Origin of the sequence: Vibrio profundi (assembly GCF_043642225.1) — a bacterium.
Taxonomy (GTDB): Bacteria; Pseudomonadota; Gammaproteobacteria; order Enterobacterales; family Vibrionaceae; genus Vibrio; species Vibrio profundi_A.
Genome location: NZ_JBHZSF010000013.1, coordinates 110693 through 128622 on the forward strand (window position 1 = coordinate 110693; position 17930 = coordinate 128622).

15 protein-coding genes are annotated in these 17930 nt (G+C 43.4%); 10 read left to right on the plus strand and 5 right to left on the minus strand.

Annotated features, from left to right (window positions below):
- Positions 1-120: 120 nt before the first annotated feature.
- The 4 genes from ACHUFI_RS17795 to ACHUFI_RS17810 all read left to right on the plus strand — a co-directional run bounded on the left by ACHUFI_RS17795 (position 121) and on the right by ACHUFI_RS17810 (position 6837).
- Positions 121-2322 carry a TonB-dependent siderophore receptor gene (locus ACHUFI_RS17795; RefSeq protein WP_394251648.1) on the plus strand — a complete coding sequence of 734 codons (2202 nt, stop codon included), beginning with the start codon at positions 121-123 and terminating at the stop codon, positions 2320-2322.
- Positions 2312-3289, plus strand: a complete 978-nt coding sequence (locus tag ACHUFI_RS17800; RefSeq protein WP_394251546.1) for a GNAT family N-acetyltransferase — start codon at positions 2312-2314, stop codon at positions 3287-3289. Before ACHUFI_RS17795 ends, ACHUFI_RS17800 begins: the two co-directional genes overlap by 11 nt.
- A 55-nt stretch (positions 3290-3344) precedes the next feature.
- Positions 3345-4634, plus strand: a complete 1290-nt coding sequence (locus ACHUFI_RS17805) for a lysine N(6)-hydroxylase/L-ornithine N(5)-oxygenase family protein (RefSeq protein WP_394251548.1) — start codon at positions 3345-3347, stop codon at positions 4632-4634.
- 334 nt (positions 4635-4968) lie between these two features.
- Positions 4969-6837, plus strand: a complete 1869-nt coding sequence (locus ACHUFI_RS17810; RefSeq protein ID WP_394251550.1) for a methyl-accepting chemotaxis protein — start codon at positions 4969-4971, stop codon at positions 6835-6837.
- A 60-nt stretch (positions 6838-6897) separates the two neighbouring features.
- On the opposite strand, the gene dgcA is transcribed toward ACHUFI_RS17810, so the two are convergent.
- The 3 genes from dgcA to ACHUFI_RS17825 all read right to left on the minus strand — a co-directional run bounded on the left by dgcA (position 6898) and on the right by ACHUFI_RS17825 (position 9869).
- On the minus strand, positions 6898-7863 hold the full coding sequence (gene dgcA / locus ACHUFI_RS17815) for an N-acetyl-D-Glu racemase DgcA (RefSeq protein ID WP_394251552.1): 966 nt from the start codon (positions 7861-7863) through the stop codon (positions 6898-6900).
- Positions 7864-7872: 9 nt separating this feature from the next.
- Positions 7873-8871 carry an N-acetyltransferase DgcN gene (gene dgcN / locus ACHUFI_RS17820; protein WP_394251554.1) on the minus strand — a complete coding sequence of 333 codons (999 nt, stop codon included), beginning with the start codon at positions 8869-8871 and terminating at the stop codon, positions 7873-7875.
- Between the two features lie 116 nt (positions 8872-8987).
- The gene (locus tag ACHUFI_RS17825; RefSeq protein WP_394251556.1) at positions 8988-9869 is read right to left on the minus strand and encodes a LysR family transcriptional regulator; all 882 of its coding nucleotides are present in this window, start codon (positions 9867-9869) and stop codon (positions 8988-8990) included.
- 151 nt (positions 9870-10020) lie between these two features.
- Between ACHUFI_RS17825 and ACHUFI_RS17830 the strand changes: the two genes are divergently transcribed.
- Complete coding sequence (locus tag ACHUFI_RS17830) at positions 10021-10500, plus strand: NUDIX domain-containing protein (RefSeq protein ID WP_394251558.1); 480 nt, start codon at positions 10021-10023, stop codon at positions 10498-10500.
- A 74-nt stretch (positions 10501-10574) separates the two neighbouring features.
- Here the strand turns inward: ACHUFI_RS17830 and ACHUFI_RS17835 are convergent, their stop codons facing one another.
- Positions 10575-12311 carry a GGDEF domain-containing protein gene (locus ACHUFI_RS17835; RefSeq protein WP_394251560.1) on the minus strand — a complete coding sequence of 579 codons (1737 nt, stop codon included), beginning with the start codon at positions 12309-12311 and terminating at the stop codon, positions 10575-10577.
- A gap of 393 nt (positions 12312-12704) precedes the next feature.
- Here ACHUFI_RS17835 and ACHUFI_RS17840 point away from each other — a divergent pair, with 393 nt between their 5' ends.
- Positions 12705-13469: a recombinase A gene (locus ACHUFI_RS17840; protein WP_394251649.1), complete on the plus strand. Its 765-nt coding sequence runs from the start codon at positions 12705-12707 to the stop codon at positions 13467-13469.
- Positions 13470-13549: 80 nt separating this feature from the next.
- On the opposite strand, the gene ACHUFI_RS17845 is transcribed toward ACHUFI_RS17840, so the two are convergent.
- Positions 13550-13858 (minus strand): YkgJ family cysteine cluster protein, encoded by a 309-nt coding sequence (locus tag ACHUFI_RS17845; RefSeq protein WP_394251562.1) that lies wholly within the window; start codon positions 13856-13858, stop codon positions 13550-13552.
- Between the two features lie 234 nt (positions 13859-14092).
- On the opposite strand from ACHUFI_RS17845, the gene ACHUFI_RS17850 reads away from it, so the two are divergent.
- From ACHUFI_RS17850 to ACHUFI_RS17865, 4 genes are all read left to right on the plus strand, one after another.
- Positions 14093-15217, plus strand: coding sequence for a M14 family metallopeptidase (locus tag ACHUFI_RS17850; RefSeq protein WP_394251564.1), 1125 nt, complete (start codon positions 14093-14095; stop codon positions 15215-15217).
- 262 nt (positions 15218-15479) lie between these two features.
- Positions 15480-16250, plus strand: a complete 771-nt coding sequence (locus ACHUFI_RS17855) for a ferredoxin--NADP reductase (protein WP_394251566.1) — start codon at positions 15480-15482, stop codon at positions 16248-16250.
- A 48-nt stretch (positions 16251-16298) separates the two neighbouring features.
- Positions 16299-16634: a TehB family protein gene (locus tag ACHUFI_RS17860; protein ID WP_394251569.1), complete on the plus strand. Its 336-nt coding sequence runs from the start codon at positions 16299-16301 to the stop codon at positions 16632-16634.
- A gap of 170 nt (positions 16635-16804) precedes the next feature.
- The gene (locus ACHUFI_RS17865) at positions 16805-17809 is read left to right on the plus strand and encodes a 2-hydroxyacid dehydrogenase (RefSeq protein WP_394251571.1); all 1005 of its coding nucleotides are present in this window, start codon (positions 16805-16807) and stop codon (positions 17807-17809) included.
- The last annotated feature ends 121 nt before the right edge of the window (positions 17810-17930 follow it).

Below are 17930 nucleotides of genomic sequence, written 5' to 3' on the forward strand. Positions count from 1 at the left end.
TAAGATTGGTACACTCCGTTAAATTATAAACACCAATGATAATTGTTATCATTACAATTATCATTGTTATTAGGAATGGTTCATAGCCGTACGAAGGAGATTGATATGAATCGGCACTTTATGCGTACCCCAACAGCGTTGGCGGTCGCTTTAGTTCTAGCGTCAGGAATTGCTCAAGCAAATGAAGAAGAAACGGTTGTTGTTGTAGGGCAGCAATTAGAGGAAAGTTCAGTCGGTCCAGACTTTAGCTATGTCGGTGTAAGTAGCCGCACAGCAACAAAAACGGATGTTGCGATAGGTGAAACACCACGAGCGGTATCAATTGTTACTCGTGAACAAATGGACGATCGCGCTTCAATTAGTATTTCAGATGCACTGCAATATACACCAAGTATTCAAGCAAACTACTTTGGTGAAGATAACAAGCAAGATTGGTTTGTTATTCGTGGCTTTAAGCAAGCAAACAGCGGTTTATATCAAGATGGTACAAGACTTTATTCGTCAGGTTTCTACAGTTGGCAGATAGACCCATTTGGCCTAGAACGTGTAGAAATTCTTCGTGGCCCGGGCTCAGCATTATACGGTCAAACTCCTCCTGGCGGCGTTATCAATGTGGTGAGCAAACGTCCACAATTTGATGGTGGTTCAGGCCAATTTTCTGCAGAGTTCGGCACAGATGATCGTAAGCAATTTAGCTTAGATGTAAATTCAGAAGTAAACGACCAACTAGCATTTAGAATGCAAGCGTTAGCTCGTAAGAATGGCAGCCGTGTCGATGGCGTGGAAGCAGAACGCATTTTCCTTGCACCATCATTGGCGTATAAGTTCACAGAAGATACGAAAATCACTCTGTTAACCAGTTACCAAAAAGACGATTCTGATCCGTACCTTCAATTTTTGCCAATGGAAGGAACATTAACATCAAACCCTAATGGAAAAATCAGTGATAGCACTGCTGTTGGCAACCCTGACTGGGAAACATTTGAACGTGAACAGCTTTCTTTAGGCTACGAGTTTGAACACCATTTCAATGACCGCACTTACTTCATGCAAAATGCGCGTTACAGCCAAATGGACATCAACTTGCGTCAGATGTATTACTCACAGTATGTTGGCGACACAGCGTTAGCTCCGTATGACCCAAATCGTACTTCCATCATTCGACAAGCCTCGACAGAAGAAGGGACATCCAACGCATTTAATATTGATAACCGCGTTGTACATAACTTCAATACAGGTGTTGTAGAACATACGCTTCTCGCTGGTCTAGATTACCAAAGCATTGATATTGACAGTAAAGATTATGCTGCAGATCCAATTATTGGTGATGCAAACAGTCTGCTTCCTGTTCCGGGTGTAGGCAATATACCTAACCCGATATTCAATATTTTTGATCCGTCATACAGTTCAAACGTCGCACTGTTAAACCCTGCAACCTTCGCAGCGATGGATGAGTCTGAACGTCAAACGACGAAAACAGATAACAACCAACTTGGCCTATATCTGCAAGATCAAATGATGATTGCAAACTCATGGGCTGTGCAGGTTGGTGTTCGGTACGATGACTCACGTAATGAAACGCATAACACTTCTACTGGTGCAAAAACCAAGGTTGATAATGAAGAGTGGACAACGAACTTAGGTGTTGCTTACCTGATGGACAGTGGTTTCACTCCATATGCAAGCTATGCTCAGTCTTTCAATCCAATTATTCAGCTTGATCAAAATGGTGATCCAGCGAAGCCAGAACGTGGTGAGCAATTTGAGCTAGGCCTGAAATACCAACCGCGCGGTTTTGATGGCTACTTTAATGTTGCTGCGTTTGAAGTATCGAAAGAAAACCTTGCACGCCAAGTTGCCGGTCAGTTGACTCAAATCGGTGAAGTTCGTAACCGTGGTGTTGAGCTTGAAGCCGTTGCAAACGTTACGGAAGCGTTGACGCTAATTGGTAACGTCTCGTTCATCGATTCTGAAATTAAGTCTGATGCAAACAGTGATTATGTAGGTAATACACCATCACAGATTGCTGATCAGTTAGCTTCAGCGTGGGCAAACTACCGATTCTTCGATGGAGCTTTAGATGGGCTGACAATTGGTGCTGGCGCACGTTATGTCGGTGATTCTTACGGAGACAACGAAGAAACTTACAAGGTGCCTTCTTACACTTTGTTTGATGCAACCGTTAGCTACCGCATCTCTGACTACAAATTCCAAGTTGCCGCTAAAAACCTTGCTGATAAAGAGTACATCGCAACTTGTGATTACTACTGTTTCTACGGTGACCGCCGTAATGTCATTGCGAGCGTAACTTATGACTGGTAATCACCAGCCATCTAACACTCTGCCTGAGGGGCAGAGTGTTTCTTCAATAGCGAATACAGACCGTTACTGTGTAGAAGTCAGTTCGGGCATGGTAGAGATTGTTCGAGAAACTGAACAATATTGGCGTCTCACTGCGATGACGGTAGCAAACCATGAAGTGCTGTCCGCGTTTGCGTTACTGTTTTCCGCTAATCGGTCGGTAAGAACAATCGAACTGGGGGAGGTGAACTGCGCAGCACTTACTTCATTGGGCTATCAGACCAAAGAAGGTTTGAGCGTGCTATGGAGAGAGTCGGTGATGCAAGTTGCTGAATTATGGCTGAAGAATGTACCAAATCGATTATTCCCTCATAAACAGATTCTAGATGATTCAGGATATCACCCGGCTAGGCCTGTCCCAATTACTGGTGAGCTCTACCAACGTTATATCCCAGAACTCAACGCAGTTTTATCTCTTGAAGGGTTGGATGTCGACAAGCATTTGAAGCACTTTCATAAATGGCAGAACAACCCAAGAGTGGCTGCTTTTTGGGAACAGACTGGCACGTTAGATGAGCATCGCTGTTACTTAGAAGAGTCGGTTCGAAATAACAAAAACCAATTGCTGATCGTTTGTTTAGATAACCAGCCTTTTGCCTATATTGAAGTGTACTGGACGAAGGAAGATCGAATCGCACCATACTATGCGGCCGGTGACTACGATCGAGGCATTCATATGTTGGTTGGCGAAGAGTCTCACCGTGGAGCTCATAAGGTCGACGCTTGGTTGCCTTCAGTGTGTCATTTCATTTATTTATCAGATCCAAGAACAGAGAAGATTGTCAGTGAACCTAGAGCAGACAACGACAAGATGATTGGATATTTACAAAAATATGGCTTTGCCAAAATTAAAGAATTTGAGTTTCCACATAAACGTGCGGCGCTCATGTGTCAGTTGAAGGATAGCTTTTTCAGTAACGCATTCTGAGAAAGTCAGTCGGAATAGGGTGCCTTGCACTCAAAGAATAATAATGAGGTTAAAAATGACGAAACAAATTAAGGAATATGATGTTCTCGGTGTAGGATTTGGCCCTGCAAACTTATCAATTGCGATTTCGCTAGAAGAACAAGCGAAAGATAAAGGGCTAACTTATTGCTTTTTAGAGCAAAAATCTCATTTTGAATGGCATGGTGGAATGCTGCTTGATGGAACAAGAATGCAGATATCGTGCTTAAAAGATCTAGTTACACTTAGAAACCCAACAAGTCCTTACTCATTTGTTAACTACCTGCATAAAAAAGACAGATTAAGTGCATTTATTAACTTAGGCAGTATGAATCCATCGCGTGTCGAGTTTAACGACTACCTTACTTGGGTTGCAGGTCAGTTTGCGTCACATGTTCATTATGGACAACGCGTTATAGATATCGAAGCGATTGAAGAAGAAGGTCATACTTCAAAAGTTAAAGTTACCTCAACAGATATTGAAGGTAATAAAACGGTCCGTATTGCAAAAAACCTAATTGTTGGAATGGGTGGAACACCTAAATTGCCAAAACAGTTTGAAGGCCATGATGATAAAAAAGTTATTCACTCATCTAAATATAAAGTGTGGCGTGAAACGTTCAATGCAAGCCAACCACCAAAAATCGCGATTGTCGGTGCTGGTCAAAGTGCCGCTGAAATCTTTGTTGATTTAACGAACCGCTACGCGGACGGCGAGATCCATATGGTGAACAGACGCTTTGCGATGCATCCAGCGGATGACAGCCCGTTTGTAAACGAAGTCTTTGATCCTGAATTTACTGATCACATGTACAAAAGTACGCAAGCGCAGCGTGACCAAATTTTGTCGCGATTTAGTGGCACTAACTATTCGGTTGTCGATACTGAAGAGCTGAATGCTATATACGAACTGCTGTATTTACAGAAAGTGACCGGTGAGGGAAGCCATCAGCATCTACGCTGTCACGACATCCAAGAAGTGGCCTTGAAAGATGACAAAGTTGCGTTGCGATTAAACGACACGATTAACAACGTCCAATCGTGGAACGAATATGATGCCATTATTCTTGCTACGGGATACCGTTATGACGAGTTCAATCAAATGTTGAGTTCTATTGAGCCGTTGATTGAAAGCAAGTCGGTAGAGCGCTCATACCAACTTCAGATGAAATCAGACTGCGATGTTAAGATATTTTTACAAGGATGCTGTGAGTCAAGCCACGGCCTAAGCGATACATTATTGTCGATTCTTGCTGTACGTTCTCAAGAAATAGTAGAAGCACTGCTAGAAAAATCAGTAGAAAAGTCGGTTTTAGAAAAAGCGTAATCAAACCCTTTTGGCCCTCTAAGAAGCACCGAATTTATCGGTGCTTTTTTGTTCTTATTGATTAAGGTTAACTCGAAAATTTGGCTTTTACCCGTTTGATTCCGCTCTTAAATGGAGAGTTTATTGGAATGATTGAAATTACCACTTTAGTGTTATTTTCACTTAAGTGATTGTAGATAAAGGATTTAATATTGTTATTTGTATTTTTTAGATTTATTTATCACTTCATATCCGCATGGTATGTTGCATATTAAATATATTTCTATAGGATTGCTCGACTTTTTGCTTCGTAGCGTGGCGAAAGTAAGCCCTGTTCCTAGTAGAGAAATTTGCAATGAAACACTTGTCGTTAAAATCAAAAGCGCTGATTACTATATCTGCAGCGCTCGTCGCCGTGATTACCTTGTTAACGTGGCGCAACTATTCAGAACAAAAACAAATGTTATTGGCGGAGACCACTAACCAAGTTCACCGAGTAGGGAAATTACAAACGGAAGTGATCAGTAATTGGCTTCTAACTAAGCAAGATGCGATTACCGCTGTTGCACAAAGTGTTGAAGTTGCTCCTCTAGAAACATTGAAGCAAGCGCAAACGTCTGGTGGCTTTGATTTAACCTATTATGGAAAAAATACAGGCACAACGATCAGCTCCAATCCAGATATTGACTTGTCTGCTTACGACCCACGCTCACGCCCTTGGTACAGCTTGGCGCAAAACAATGGTGTGATCAAAACGGAACCTTACCTTGATGTCGCTTCAGGCAAGATGTCGGTCACCGTGGCTGCTCCTGCAAAAAATGGTGTAGTAGGTGGCGATCTATCGATCAACGCGATTGTCGATAAAGTTTCTGCTATGTCACTCCCGGCGAATGGTTACGCTATTTTGACTAGCCAAGACGGCACGGTTATCGCGTATAAAGACGAATATGTACTGACCAAATCTTCTACCTTGATTGATAACGATTTGACACCTTCTTATTTGGCTTCGATTGAACGTATGCAGACACTTCAGGCGTTTGAATTCGAGTCAGAAAATAATGAAAAGTATGCATGGTCTCGTCCTGTTCCTAACTCTAACTGGTATTTGACATTGTTGATTGATAAGTCAACGTTGGAAGCAGAAGTGACGGAGCTGCTGCAAAGCCAATTATTGATTGCTGGTGTGGTTCTGGTTGTCAGTTTGAGTCTACTGTCTTGGCTGATTGGTGTGATGCTTGCGCCATTACGTAAAGTATCAGATGCGCTTGCCCAGATCGCGACTGGTAACGGTGACCTAACGCAACGTATCAAGGTTGAACATCATGATGAAGTGGGTGCGTTAGCGGGTAACTTTAATAATTTTGTCGATAGCCAACATCAGCTCATTTCTCATATCAAAACTTTATCTATTGAACTGGACTCGGATGCAGAGAAAAGCTTAGCGATTAACGAACATGCTGCAAGTGAGTTACAAAATCAGCAACAAGAAGTGACCATGGTTGCGACCGCGGTGACGGAGATGGCGTGTGCGACTCAAGAAATAGCGAATAATGCAGAAAGCACGGCAACGGCTGCTCAGCAGTCAGCGCAAAGTAGCATCGAAGGCAAAGCGATGGTGGGCAAGACTCGTGATTCCATTAATGAGCTCGCAGATGAAGTTGGTCAAGCAACCAATGTGATTGAAGACCTTAGCCAGCATGTTCAGGAAATCTCTGGAATACTGACAGCTATTCAAGGGATCGCGGAGCAAACTAACTTACTTGCGTTAAATGCGGCGATTGAGGCGGCGAGAGCTGGAGCACAAGGCCGCGGTTTCGCGGTGGTAGCCGATGAAGTGCGTGTACTTTCACAGCGTACCCAACAGTCTACATTAGAGATTCAGTCGACGATTGAAACGCTGCAGCAAACCACCGTTGGTGCGGTGAAGTTGATGGAAAGTAGCCAACAGTTAGCAAAAAACAGTGTGGTTGATGCAGATTCTGCAGTGCTTTCCATTGAAGAAATAACCTCTGCAGTGACGATGATCTCTGATATGGCAAGCCAAATTGCGACGGCAGCTGAAGAGCAAGCGCACGTGACAGATGAAATTACGAAGAATACTAATGAGATTAAGAGTGTTTCTGACGAGATAACATGTGCGGCTGAACAAGGTTTGGCTAATGCGAAAGAGTTGAAAGTGAAAGCGAATGATTTGAGTCAACAAGTTGGACAATTCACTCTCTAATTTTCGTTAGAAAAAGGCTAGCCAAGTGCTAGCCTTTTTTGTTTTTAGGGCGAAGAATACTTATAGAGTCATACGGCCATTGGCGTAGCTGATACCATCAATCTCTTCGATTCCAAGCAGAACTGGGCCATCTAAATCGACGATTTCAGCTTGGTTAGCTATTGGCAGTGCAGCTTTCATCGCCAACGACGTTCCCAGCATACACCCGACCATGATTTTCAATCCGTGCGACCGAGCTTCTTGTTCAAGTCGAAGTGCTTCTGTTAACCCGCCAGACTTATCCAACTTGATGTTCACCATGTCGTAATAGCCGAGCAGCTTTTCCAAATCTTGGGTTGTATGGCAGCTTTCATCGGCACACACCGGTATTGGACGGCTGACATCTTTAAGCACTTGATCTTGCCCTTTAGGAAGGGGCTGTTCAATCATCGCGATATTGAATGGCAAAAGTCGGGCAAAGAGTGCTTCTAGGTTCAACTGGCTCCACGCTTCATTGGCGTCAAGAATCAATTTTGCTTCAGGGGCCACGGCTCTAATCGATCTAATACGTTCAACAATTAACTGATCGTCGAGTTTTATTTTTAGAAGCGTAGCTCCGTTATCGATATAGCCTTTTGCTTGCGCTGCCATTTGGTTAGGAGACGCAATAGAAACGGTCATGGCGGTTTCTATTGAAGGTGCAACGGTGAATTGGGGGCTAGGAAAGTCACTATTGTTTTGTATTGCTTCTAGCTGCCAAAGTGCACAGTCGAGCGCATTGCGCGCTGCCCCGGCAGGCATTTGATCTAACAATCGTAAACGTGAGCTTTCGGTTGAGCCGTAGATCAAATGGCGAAAGGTTTCTATTTGGCTCAACACCGAATCCACCGACTCCCCATACCTTGGATAAGGTGTACATTCTCCTTTGCCTATATGTCCTTGATGAGAGACGCTCACGTGAACGACATCGACATGCGTTCGTGTGCCTCTCGATATGCTAAATGGCACGGCGAGTTTGATTGAATGATGTTTAGCCTCAATATCCATTTTTGACTCCTAACCTAAACATTCGACAATGGCATCAACGCTGAACCTAACTGGATCCGTCACAGGTAAGCCATATTGCTCTGTCCAATCGGCGCATAACTGACGAGCTTGTTCTTCATCTAAGCACGATGTGTTGAGACATATGCCAACAAAAGTGGCATTTGGATTGGTCAGCTTGGCTGCTGATAAATTGGCAGAGAGTGTCTCTTCAATACTTGGCAAAGATGCATGAGGAAGGTGGCGCACGTGCTGGCGGCCAATCTCATGGCATAGCACTAACGCATCAGGTTGCGCGCCGTGAAGTAACCCTAAGCTGACGCCTGCAAACGAAGGGTTAAAGAGTGATCCTTGGCCTTCTATGATGTCCCATTCGTGGTCAGAAAAATCAGGGCTTATGGCTTCAACAGCCCCAGAAATAAAATCGGACACCACGGCGTCGACAGAAATCCCTGTACCTTCAATGAGTATGCCTGTTTGGCCTGTTGCTTTGAACTGTGCGTCGATGCCTTTGTTCTGCATTGCTTTTTCGATGGCAAGTGCTGCAAACATTTTGCCTACTGAGCAGTCGGTACCGACAGTGAGCAGTCTTTTTCCGGTTCTTTTAACTCCGGTGCCGACTTGTAATGACTCATCGTAATTTCGTACATCGTGCAGTTTTGTTGTTCCGGCTAACTGCAGCGCTTTGAGTTGCGGAATATCGGTAAGTCGTTGGTGCATTCCCGACGCTATCGCGAATCCCATTTCAGCCGCCTTAATGATCGTGTCTTTCCATGAGTCGGGAATGACTCCTCCTGCATTCGCCGTTCCGATTACCAGAGTTTTAGCGCCATTGTGGAACGCTTCAGTTAGCGTTAAATCATGGACTCCTAGTGAGACGGTCTCATTAGTCAATCGAAGTTGGCCGACACAAGCATTGGGGCGCCATTTAAGAATTCCTCTCGCTGTTTTTGCTGACAGAGGATCGGTAACGTCGCCGAGAAAAAGTAAATAAGGCTGAGAAATAGACATATGGTCCCTTTGATATGTTCATTGTGTGAGAACCACTTTAAAAAAACGGGGAGGGGAAGCCGAATACCTATTCGTTTTGCGCCTATAACATGATGTTATAGGCGGTGGGTAACGAGTTAAATAGCCTTTTTTAAATGTTCAATAAACTGATGCGACGTAACCGATAGAGGGTGGTGCTCTGCGTGTAGGATGGAGACTTTGAATTCTATTGGTTGTGTGAGCGGAATTTGGTCAATTTGTTGATTATGTTTGTATTGGCGTGCTGTCCAAGGTTCAACAATGGCAATCCCTGCGTTATAGCTAACGAGCTCTGCTGCAGTCGTTGAGCTACGTACCGTAATTTGATGGTGGTAATCGGGTGACAAAAGTTGAATCGCTTGTTGATGGAGCGTGCCTAATGGGTCTCTTTGATCTAAGCCTATGATTGGCAGTGGATGGGCGATTAGCTCTTGCAGGGAAACGCTATTGGCTTGGTTTAGCGTAATTGTATTGCTAGGTGCGAGTACCAAAAGGCGTTCGGTCATCAACGTTTCTTGGGTTATAGCAGAAGGGGCGTCGTCTCCAAAGCACACCGCGACATCGAGTTCGTTCCGCATGAGGGCATCGCATAGTTCATTTCGGTTCGCGGTAGAAATTTCAATAGACAGATTTTTATCTTCACATAATTCCGCAATGATGGGCGTCAGTAAACTACTTGCGAGGATCGGCGGCGCACCTAGCCTTAAGTGCAAACTGCCTTTTTTAAGTTTGTTTGTGAGTGAACGAAATTGCCCCAGCTGCTGATAAATTCCCTCTACTTCAGGTAGCATTTCTTTCGCTTCTTGAGTTGGGATCAGTTTGCCTTTTACACGCTCAAATAATTGAAAGCCAAGTTGCTGTTCAGTGTGTGACAGTACACGAGTGACATTGGGCTGCGAGACATGTAAGTTTTTGGCTGCGCCCGATATGGTGCCAGCCTTTATGATGGCGTAGAAAATTTCAAGCTGTCTTAAGTTCATACGAATACTTTAACGAATTGAAAACCTGCTTTATTTAATCAGCTGTCTCGCTGAATACAATAGGGCTTAGCTTTACTCTATGATCTTATAGTGATTTATGTGATTCTTAGTTCGAAGTTTTGTCGGGTTACAACCAAAAAGGATGAAGGCAGTGGAACACCGAATTAGATCTGCAGGCATTTTGATTCAAGATCAATCGATATTATTAGTTAAAGTCAGAGACTTTAGTGGTGAGTATTGGATCCCACCGGGTGGTGGATTTGAAATTGAAGATGTCAGCACCAAAGGCTGTTTACGTCGCGAATTTGTGGAAGAAGCAGGGCTAGAGGTAGAAGTCGGTGAGCTGATATGTGTTCGCGAGTTTTTGGAGACAACGGCTGGGCGTTACAACGCTGAATTCTTTTATCATATTACTTCTTTCTCGGGAACGCCGCACATCGACAACTTACAAGGGCTGAACGACGAAGAATTGATTCAGTCAGTAGAGTGGGTCAGCTTAGAAGCGTTACCTGATTTACGTACCTATCCTGCAGATTTAAGTTCGGTGATCGAGCTTGTTGAGCAAGGCAAATTCGCAACACACTTGGGTAGCTATATTCAGGGTAATAATGATTCGGTGAACCACTTATAGTTTTTGCTGAATAAAGAAATGGCTACGATTTCGTAGCCATTTATTCTTAATAAGCCTGCCTTTGACTGACGTTGTTATTGTTTGCCAACGTTGATGGGTTTGACGTTCTTCGCTTTGAAAATATCCGAAGTGTCTTTTGAGTCCTGATCCTTTTCTGAATCCAGTGAAATATTGGTATGAATAGCCTGACTTCGACCATTGTCTTTCGCTTGGTATAGGGCAGTGTCTGCGGCTTTGACCATTTCTTGCGTGGATGCATTGAGTTCTGGGTAGGTCGTTACGCCGATTGAAACGCCGAGTTGCCCTAGCGATAAGCCTTTCATATCTAAGTGGAGCTCTCGTACTGCTTGTACAATGACGTTCGCTAATTCTAAAGCGTCTTTAGCATTACAATTTGGGCTCAATACAGCCAGCTCTTCACCACCTAACCGACACGCGACATGATCTTCATCGATCACGCGCTTGATTAGGTTAGACACTTCTTTTAAAACATAGTCACCCGCGTCATGGCCGAAGTTATCATTGAATCGCTTGAAGTGATCCAAATCGAGCATGAGCAGCGACAAAGGTTCTTGAGTCTGGCCTGATTTAGACCATTCATTTTCAATCGCTTCCTCAAAGAAGCGACGGTTATACAGCCCTGTTAGTGGGTCGCTCAAGGCTTGAGAACGAAGTTTTTCTTGCAAGCTTAAGTTGGCTAGAGCCAAACCAAGGTGCTCGGCTATAGTAAACGCCAGTTGTTTTGTCTCTTCGTCGACACTCACCGCCTGCTCCCCAAAATATAAATGGAACATTCCGACGGTATTTCCGTGTGCGGTTAACGGCACACACAAGGTTAGGCCATGTTCTTCACATTGACTCATGTGGCTACATGGCAAATTGTGGTGTTCGTCTCTTGATAGGTGGTGTTTACCTTTACGTAATGCCCAACAGTCATGAGGTGCATACATTCGGTTAGCAGGCCAGTTTCCGCCCCAATCGAGTTTTACTTCAAGCTGGTTTCGCGATTCTCGCATAATGGAGACGCACCCATTAATGTCACCCAACACTCTCGGAACGATATCAGCGACCACCTTTTGTGCTTCGTTGATGCTGTTACAGGCTGCAAGCATATTGGCCAGTCTATGGAGTAATTCAATCTCTTGAGTACTTTTACGAATTCTTTCTTCTTGCTTATCTCTTTCTTGGTTGACGACGTGAAAGATTTTTCTATTGCTGTACCAAGACGAGAATACAAGCACAATCAAGGAGCAGCCCATCAATGCAACGACGATGATTTGTAAATCTCGAGCCATTGCATAAAGGGTTGTCATCGGCATTGCAAGGCGGAGTACGTATGTGGAATCGTGTCCGTGGCCATCTTCGTGGAGTTCCAATTTCTTGGCGACGTAAAGTAAGTCCTGGTTGAGTGTTGGGCTATGACGTTTGGAAATACCGTCGTTATCAGCAAGGGCAGCAATGATCTCTGGTCGCGCACTGTGATCGTCTAACGCTGATATTTCTCTTTCTGTCAGTTGCGAATCTCCAAGTACTTTCCCGGAACTGTGGATGATTGTGAAACGGCGTCCAAAATTGGCTTGAGGCATGTGGCTTAGAAAGTTGTCGATCTCTTCGATTTCCATGTCGTATAGGTCGAGCTGGAGTACTTGCATCTGATAGGACACATCATCAATGAGACCATACATATAGCTACTCACAATTTTAGTCAGCCAGTCATCGAGCGTGCGGTTATAAAAATAGCCACCAACTACCATAGAAATGGCGAGAGCAATAATTGGAAAATATTGGAACTGGCTGAATGACTTCTTCATTGTTTCTCCATAAACAACTAATAGACATAGGGCTTTGATTAATAGAGAGATAGCAACAGAAAGAAACGCTTGGAATTTTAATGTGTTAGATGTTGATACCCACTATTAGTCTAGTAACACTAGAGAAAAGTGAACGGCGAAATAATATGTAATGTTGATTTATGTGCACTTGGTTCAATAAGTGCCGAGTTTCAATCGCCTGACAATTTTTAGTCAGTAGCGTAACTGAAGTTGTTAGTTTGCTTTGAGGAACTGAGTCAAAAGCGAATACTGCAAATAGTGAGTGATTTTATGCTGGTTGGGATAAAATACAGGTACCTCGAAAGACAGGCTGAGTAACCGATGGAACAAGAACAAAGAAAGATTAGAAAAGCGACACGAATCGAAAGCGTGATGAACTCAGCGATGTGGCACTTAAGTCAGCGAGACATGACGGAAAGTGAGTTAATCGCAAAACTGAAAGTGAAAACGGACAATCAAGACTGGATTTCGGAAACTCTCGCGAACCTGCGTAGCTATGGATATCTTAAGTCAGATAAAGACTTTGCTATTCATTTCGTGGAGCGTGCTTTTTTCGGGGAATTTGGCTCGGCGTATATTTTGGATAAGCTCAAGAAAAAAGGCATTTCCGAATCGACGATTTATGATGCGATCTCTCAGGTAAAACAAAAAAAAAGAATCGATGAGCAGATGATCGTGATTGACCGGATTAATCACTATTATCCCTCTTTCTCAATCAGCAAAGAGAAACTTGTCGCAGCCTTGCAGAAGAGAGGCTTTACCTACCAACAAGTAAAAGAGGCAATTGCTCAGCACCCAAAAGTCCATGAATTGAAATCAAATCTAGAAATCAAAGCTGAAAAAGCCGACATCGAGAAAGAGCTGCTTAAATACGCTCGAAAAGGCAAGGGACTTACCATGATTCGACAAGAGCTTAGACAGCGAAAGATTGATTGCAGTGAACTGGAGCATTTAGTCGAGCGATTATCACGAGAGGGAACGTTAGACTTTTATTCAAGTTGTTTGGAGCAGCTGAAAAAGAAATCCTATGATCTTTCTGACTATAAAGAGAGAAACAAAGCTTACGCAATGCTCACTCGAAAGGGATTCTCATCTGAGGAAGTGAAGTTCGCAATGAGTGAAATTGAAGGTGAATAGTCATGGGGACTTTACCAGGTAGAGTCCCACTTGTTGAATGAGCTGGGAACAGCAAATTCCGGTTTAGATAAGAGCTTTAACTAGGCTGGTCGATCTAGGCCGTTTTCTATGCGCTCTTCTTCGCAGGAATATGAACCCATTTCAAACTCACGGCATATCCAAGGTCTATTTTCATAGATCGAACACATGAGAGTGTCTCTGTCGAGAGCGGCGCACCAACCATCATCCAATCGATTCATTACTTCGCCACCGTCGTGGTCGCGTAGTATGAACTTTTCAGGAACACCTGTATCGGTAATTAGCATCACCTCAAGACGGCAGCAACATGCTTGGCAGTTCGAGCATGTGATTTCGGGTTTGGCTGGGAGGTTGACGATATTGATGGTCATAGGAATCTACAGTGTGGAAAGTCGAGGCATACTACTTGATAACTGCCGTATAAACCATCGACGATTGACGATAATATTAATAACTTTGCTAAATGAAACCGCTTCGATTTATCTAGGCGGTGTTGGTGTTATTCGAAGAACATAATAATTAACATAATATTGAAAGTTGGAGGGTAGGATTTGTCTTAGGACATGCTAGTCTTTGGGTTTACAGTAAACAAAGCAAAAATAACAATGAAAATTTTCAGTAACTTTGAAAGCGCTAGCATTCACGTAGTCTCAGCAGATGACCCTAAGAACATCCAACTAACAATCCCAGCAGATAATCAAACTGAAACTGCTCAATGGTTCCATTTTCGTTTGGAATCAGAACCTTCTCTCCAACATGAATTTACGATATCAGGTTTAGCAAATTCAGCGTATCCAGAGGGCTGGACTGATTATGATGTTGTGGCCTCTTACGATCGTGAAGAGTGGTTCCGTATTCCGGCTAACTTCGACGGCGATAACCTGACTTTTACCGCTGAACCAGAATATCGCTCGATGTACTTTGCCTACTTCGCACCCTACTCATATGACCGTCACCAAGATTTATTGCATACCGCACAAACCCATAGTCAGTGTCGGCTTGATACGCTAGGGGTCACCCTTGATGGCAATGACATGAGTTTATTGACCATTGGAGAACAGTGCGCGACTAAAAAGAAAATATGGGTAATCGGCCGTCAACACCCAGGTGAAACAATGGCTGAATGGTTTATCGAAGGCTTTTTACAAAGGCTTTTAGATGATACAGACACGGTTGGTCGTTCTATTCTAGATAAGGCGACCTTTTACGTTGTGCCAAACATGAACCCAGATGGCAGCATACGTGGCCATTTACGACATAACGCGATTGGTGCGAACTTAAACCGCGAATGGCAATCACCTTCTATGGATCGAAGCCCCGAGGTATTCCTCGTTCGCGAAAAAATGTTTGAGACAGGTGTCGACATGTTCTTGGACATCCATGGCGATGAAGCTATTCCATATAACTTTGTAGCAGGAAGTGAGGGAATCCCATCTTATGATGAGCGTTTAGCTGATCTCGAGAATACCTTTAAACAAGCTTTATTAACGATCACCCCAGAATTCCAAGATGAAGTGGGTTATGACAAAGACGAACCGGGTAAAGCAAACTTAACGGTTGGTTCGAACTGGGTCGGCGAGCAGTTCAAATGCCTATCTTATACGGTTGAAATGCCTTTCAAAGATCATATTTCGTGCGCAGATGAGCGTTACGGTTGGTCTCCGGAAAGAAGTGTTAACTTCGGACACGATACATTAGCTGCTGTTTACGCTACCGTCGATAAACTATAACTCCTCGATAGTTTGTTATTTTCGGCTCGCATATGCGAGCCGTTTTTGTTTCCTTTCTTAATAAACCTCAGCTCCCCTTCCCATACAGAGAAAACAGTTGAAATATCACTATAGAGTTAAATGGACATGAATTGTTGGTAGTCTATTTGACATATCTGATTGTGAAATTTGATGTTAACTCTTATTTGATAATGATTCCCATTACTGGCATGGTAAGTGCTAAGATTAAGATATGATTCAGTAATCATTAGAGGGTAACGACATGAAAGATATCCCCCATGGTTTGGCTTTGGGCAAGGTCATTGACAGAGTGGAGTGGAATGAACAGCTTTTTACTTTATATGTTCGGGCGTCAGTTCCGCCATATGTCGCCGGTCAGTTTACCAAGCTAGCATTGTTTGACGGTGAGGAATTCGTTCGACGTGCATATTCAATGGTAAATGCGCCTCAGAACAATGGTGCGGAGGCTGATCTTGAGTTTCTTGTGATTAAAGACGAGCAAGGGCTGTTATCGCCGAAGCTTCATGCGCTGAACATTGGTGATGACATCTATGTAGGAAACACGCCGAGTGGTTACATGACATTGCTCGAGGTACCCGATCATGTCGATGACTTATGGATGCTCTCTACGGGGACTGCGGTTGGGCCATTCTTAGCAATATTAGAGGAACTCACTTGCAGTCAGCGCTTCAATAACCTTGTGCTCGTTCATGCAGTCAGACAGGAAAAAGACCTGACTTACGCTGAACGCATTCAACAGCAGATTAATCACTTCAAAGGGAAGCTCAAGTATGTGCCAATTGTTTCTAGAGAACTTGTCGCCGGAACTGTACGTGGAAGAATCCCGGACTTGCTACTCAACGGTGAATTACAACGAGCAGCGAAACTCGATTTCAATCAAGAGCGCTCTTTCGTGTTCTTGTGCGGAAATCCGGGAATGGTGCGTGACACAAGCGAATCACTTAAAGCGCTTGGGCTCAGTAAACACTTAAGAAAAAAGCCTGGTCAATTTAGTAGTGAGAACTACTGGTAAATTTAACGACATGTTTTAAAGACATTTTTAAAATTAAGAGAGGGAAATATGAATCATTTAAGAATACCTGCGGATTGGAGAATTCAGCGATCTACGCCATTTTTTACCAAAGATAATATTCCTGCTGCGTTACTAAATCATCACAACACCGCAGAGGGAGTATTTGGACAAATATGTGTGATGGAGGGGCAAGTCACTTTCTACGGCTTTACAAATGCAGATGCAACAGAGCCTGAGTCGGTCCTTGTCATTAATGCTGGGGAGTTTGCGACGAGCCCTCCTCAATATTGGCACCGTGTAGAACTTAGTGAAGATGCTCAGTTCAATATCAATTTTTGGTCACACAAAGATACACAATCAAAGAAAATGTTTAATGCCCGTTAAGCTAATAAGGGCATTCACTCATATCATGGAAAATAATGGACTGAGTGTATGTTTGTTAACCAATTCGACGTCTAATCAAATGGACTTTATTTAGGGACTCTTGCACACTGAAACTTAAAGAAATGGATAGCTTTTATCCGTATTAAACCTCCATATAAAGAGAGGACATTATGCTCAATATTGCTTTTTTTAGCTCAAAATCTTACGACGAAAAGTCGTTCACGAATGCCAAAGGAAACCTAAAGGCAGAGTTCCATTTTCACGATTTTAGATTGACTCGAAAAACGGCCAAAATGGCTTATCAATGTGAAGTTGTCTGCGCGTTTGTGAATGATGACCTATCACAACCTGTACTGGAAAAACTGGCTCGTGGTGGAACTCGTCTTATCGCGATGCGATGTGCAGGTTTCGATAAGGTCGACCTTGAAGCGGCTAAACAGCTAGGTATTCAAGTGGTTCGTGTTCCTGCTTATTCACCTGAATCTGTGGCTGAACATACGGTCGGTATGATGATGTGCCTAAACCGTAAACTTCATAAAGCTTATCAACGAACACGAGATGCCAACTTTTCATTAGAAGGGTTAGTTGGGTTCAACTTCCATGGCAAAACCGTCGGTGTGATTGGATCTGGAAAAATCGGTATTGCTACGATGCGCATCCTAAAAGGTCTCGGTATGCACATTTTGTGTTATGACCCTTACCCAAACCCACTTGCTATCGAGTTGGGTGCAGAATATTGCGATTTAGATGAATTGTACCGCCGTTCTGACGTCATCTCATTACACTGCCCAATGAGCAAAGAGAACCATCACTTACTTGATGAAACCGCTTTTAACAAAATGAAAGATGGTGTGATGATTGTGAATACGAGCCGTGGAGAGTTATTGGATTCGACAGCGGCCATCGAGTTTTTGAAGAAAGGGAAAATTGGAGCGCTAGGGCTCGATGTATATGACAATGAAAAAGAACTCTTCTTTCAAGACAAATCAAACGATGTGATTGTGGATGATGTCTTCCGACGACTCTCTGCGTGTCACAATGTGCTATTTACTGGTCACCAAGCTTTTTTGACCAAAGACGCGTTAAATAACATCGCATCGACAACGTTAAATAATATCGAGGCCTTCAGTAATAATGAGCAGGGTGGAAATGAACTCGTAAGTTTTAATGATTGATTGCGCTCTGAGTTGAATAGTACTTTAAAGTCCCTCAAGAACTCTTGAGGGAATTTTGGTTTTAAATCAATATTTTGGCGTTGAGTTAATAAATTAGGATAACGGACGCCTGAACTGATGT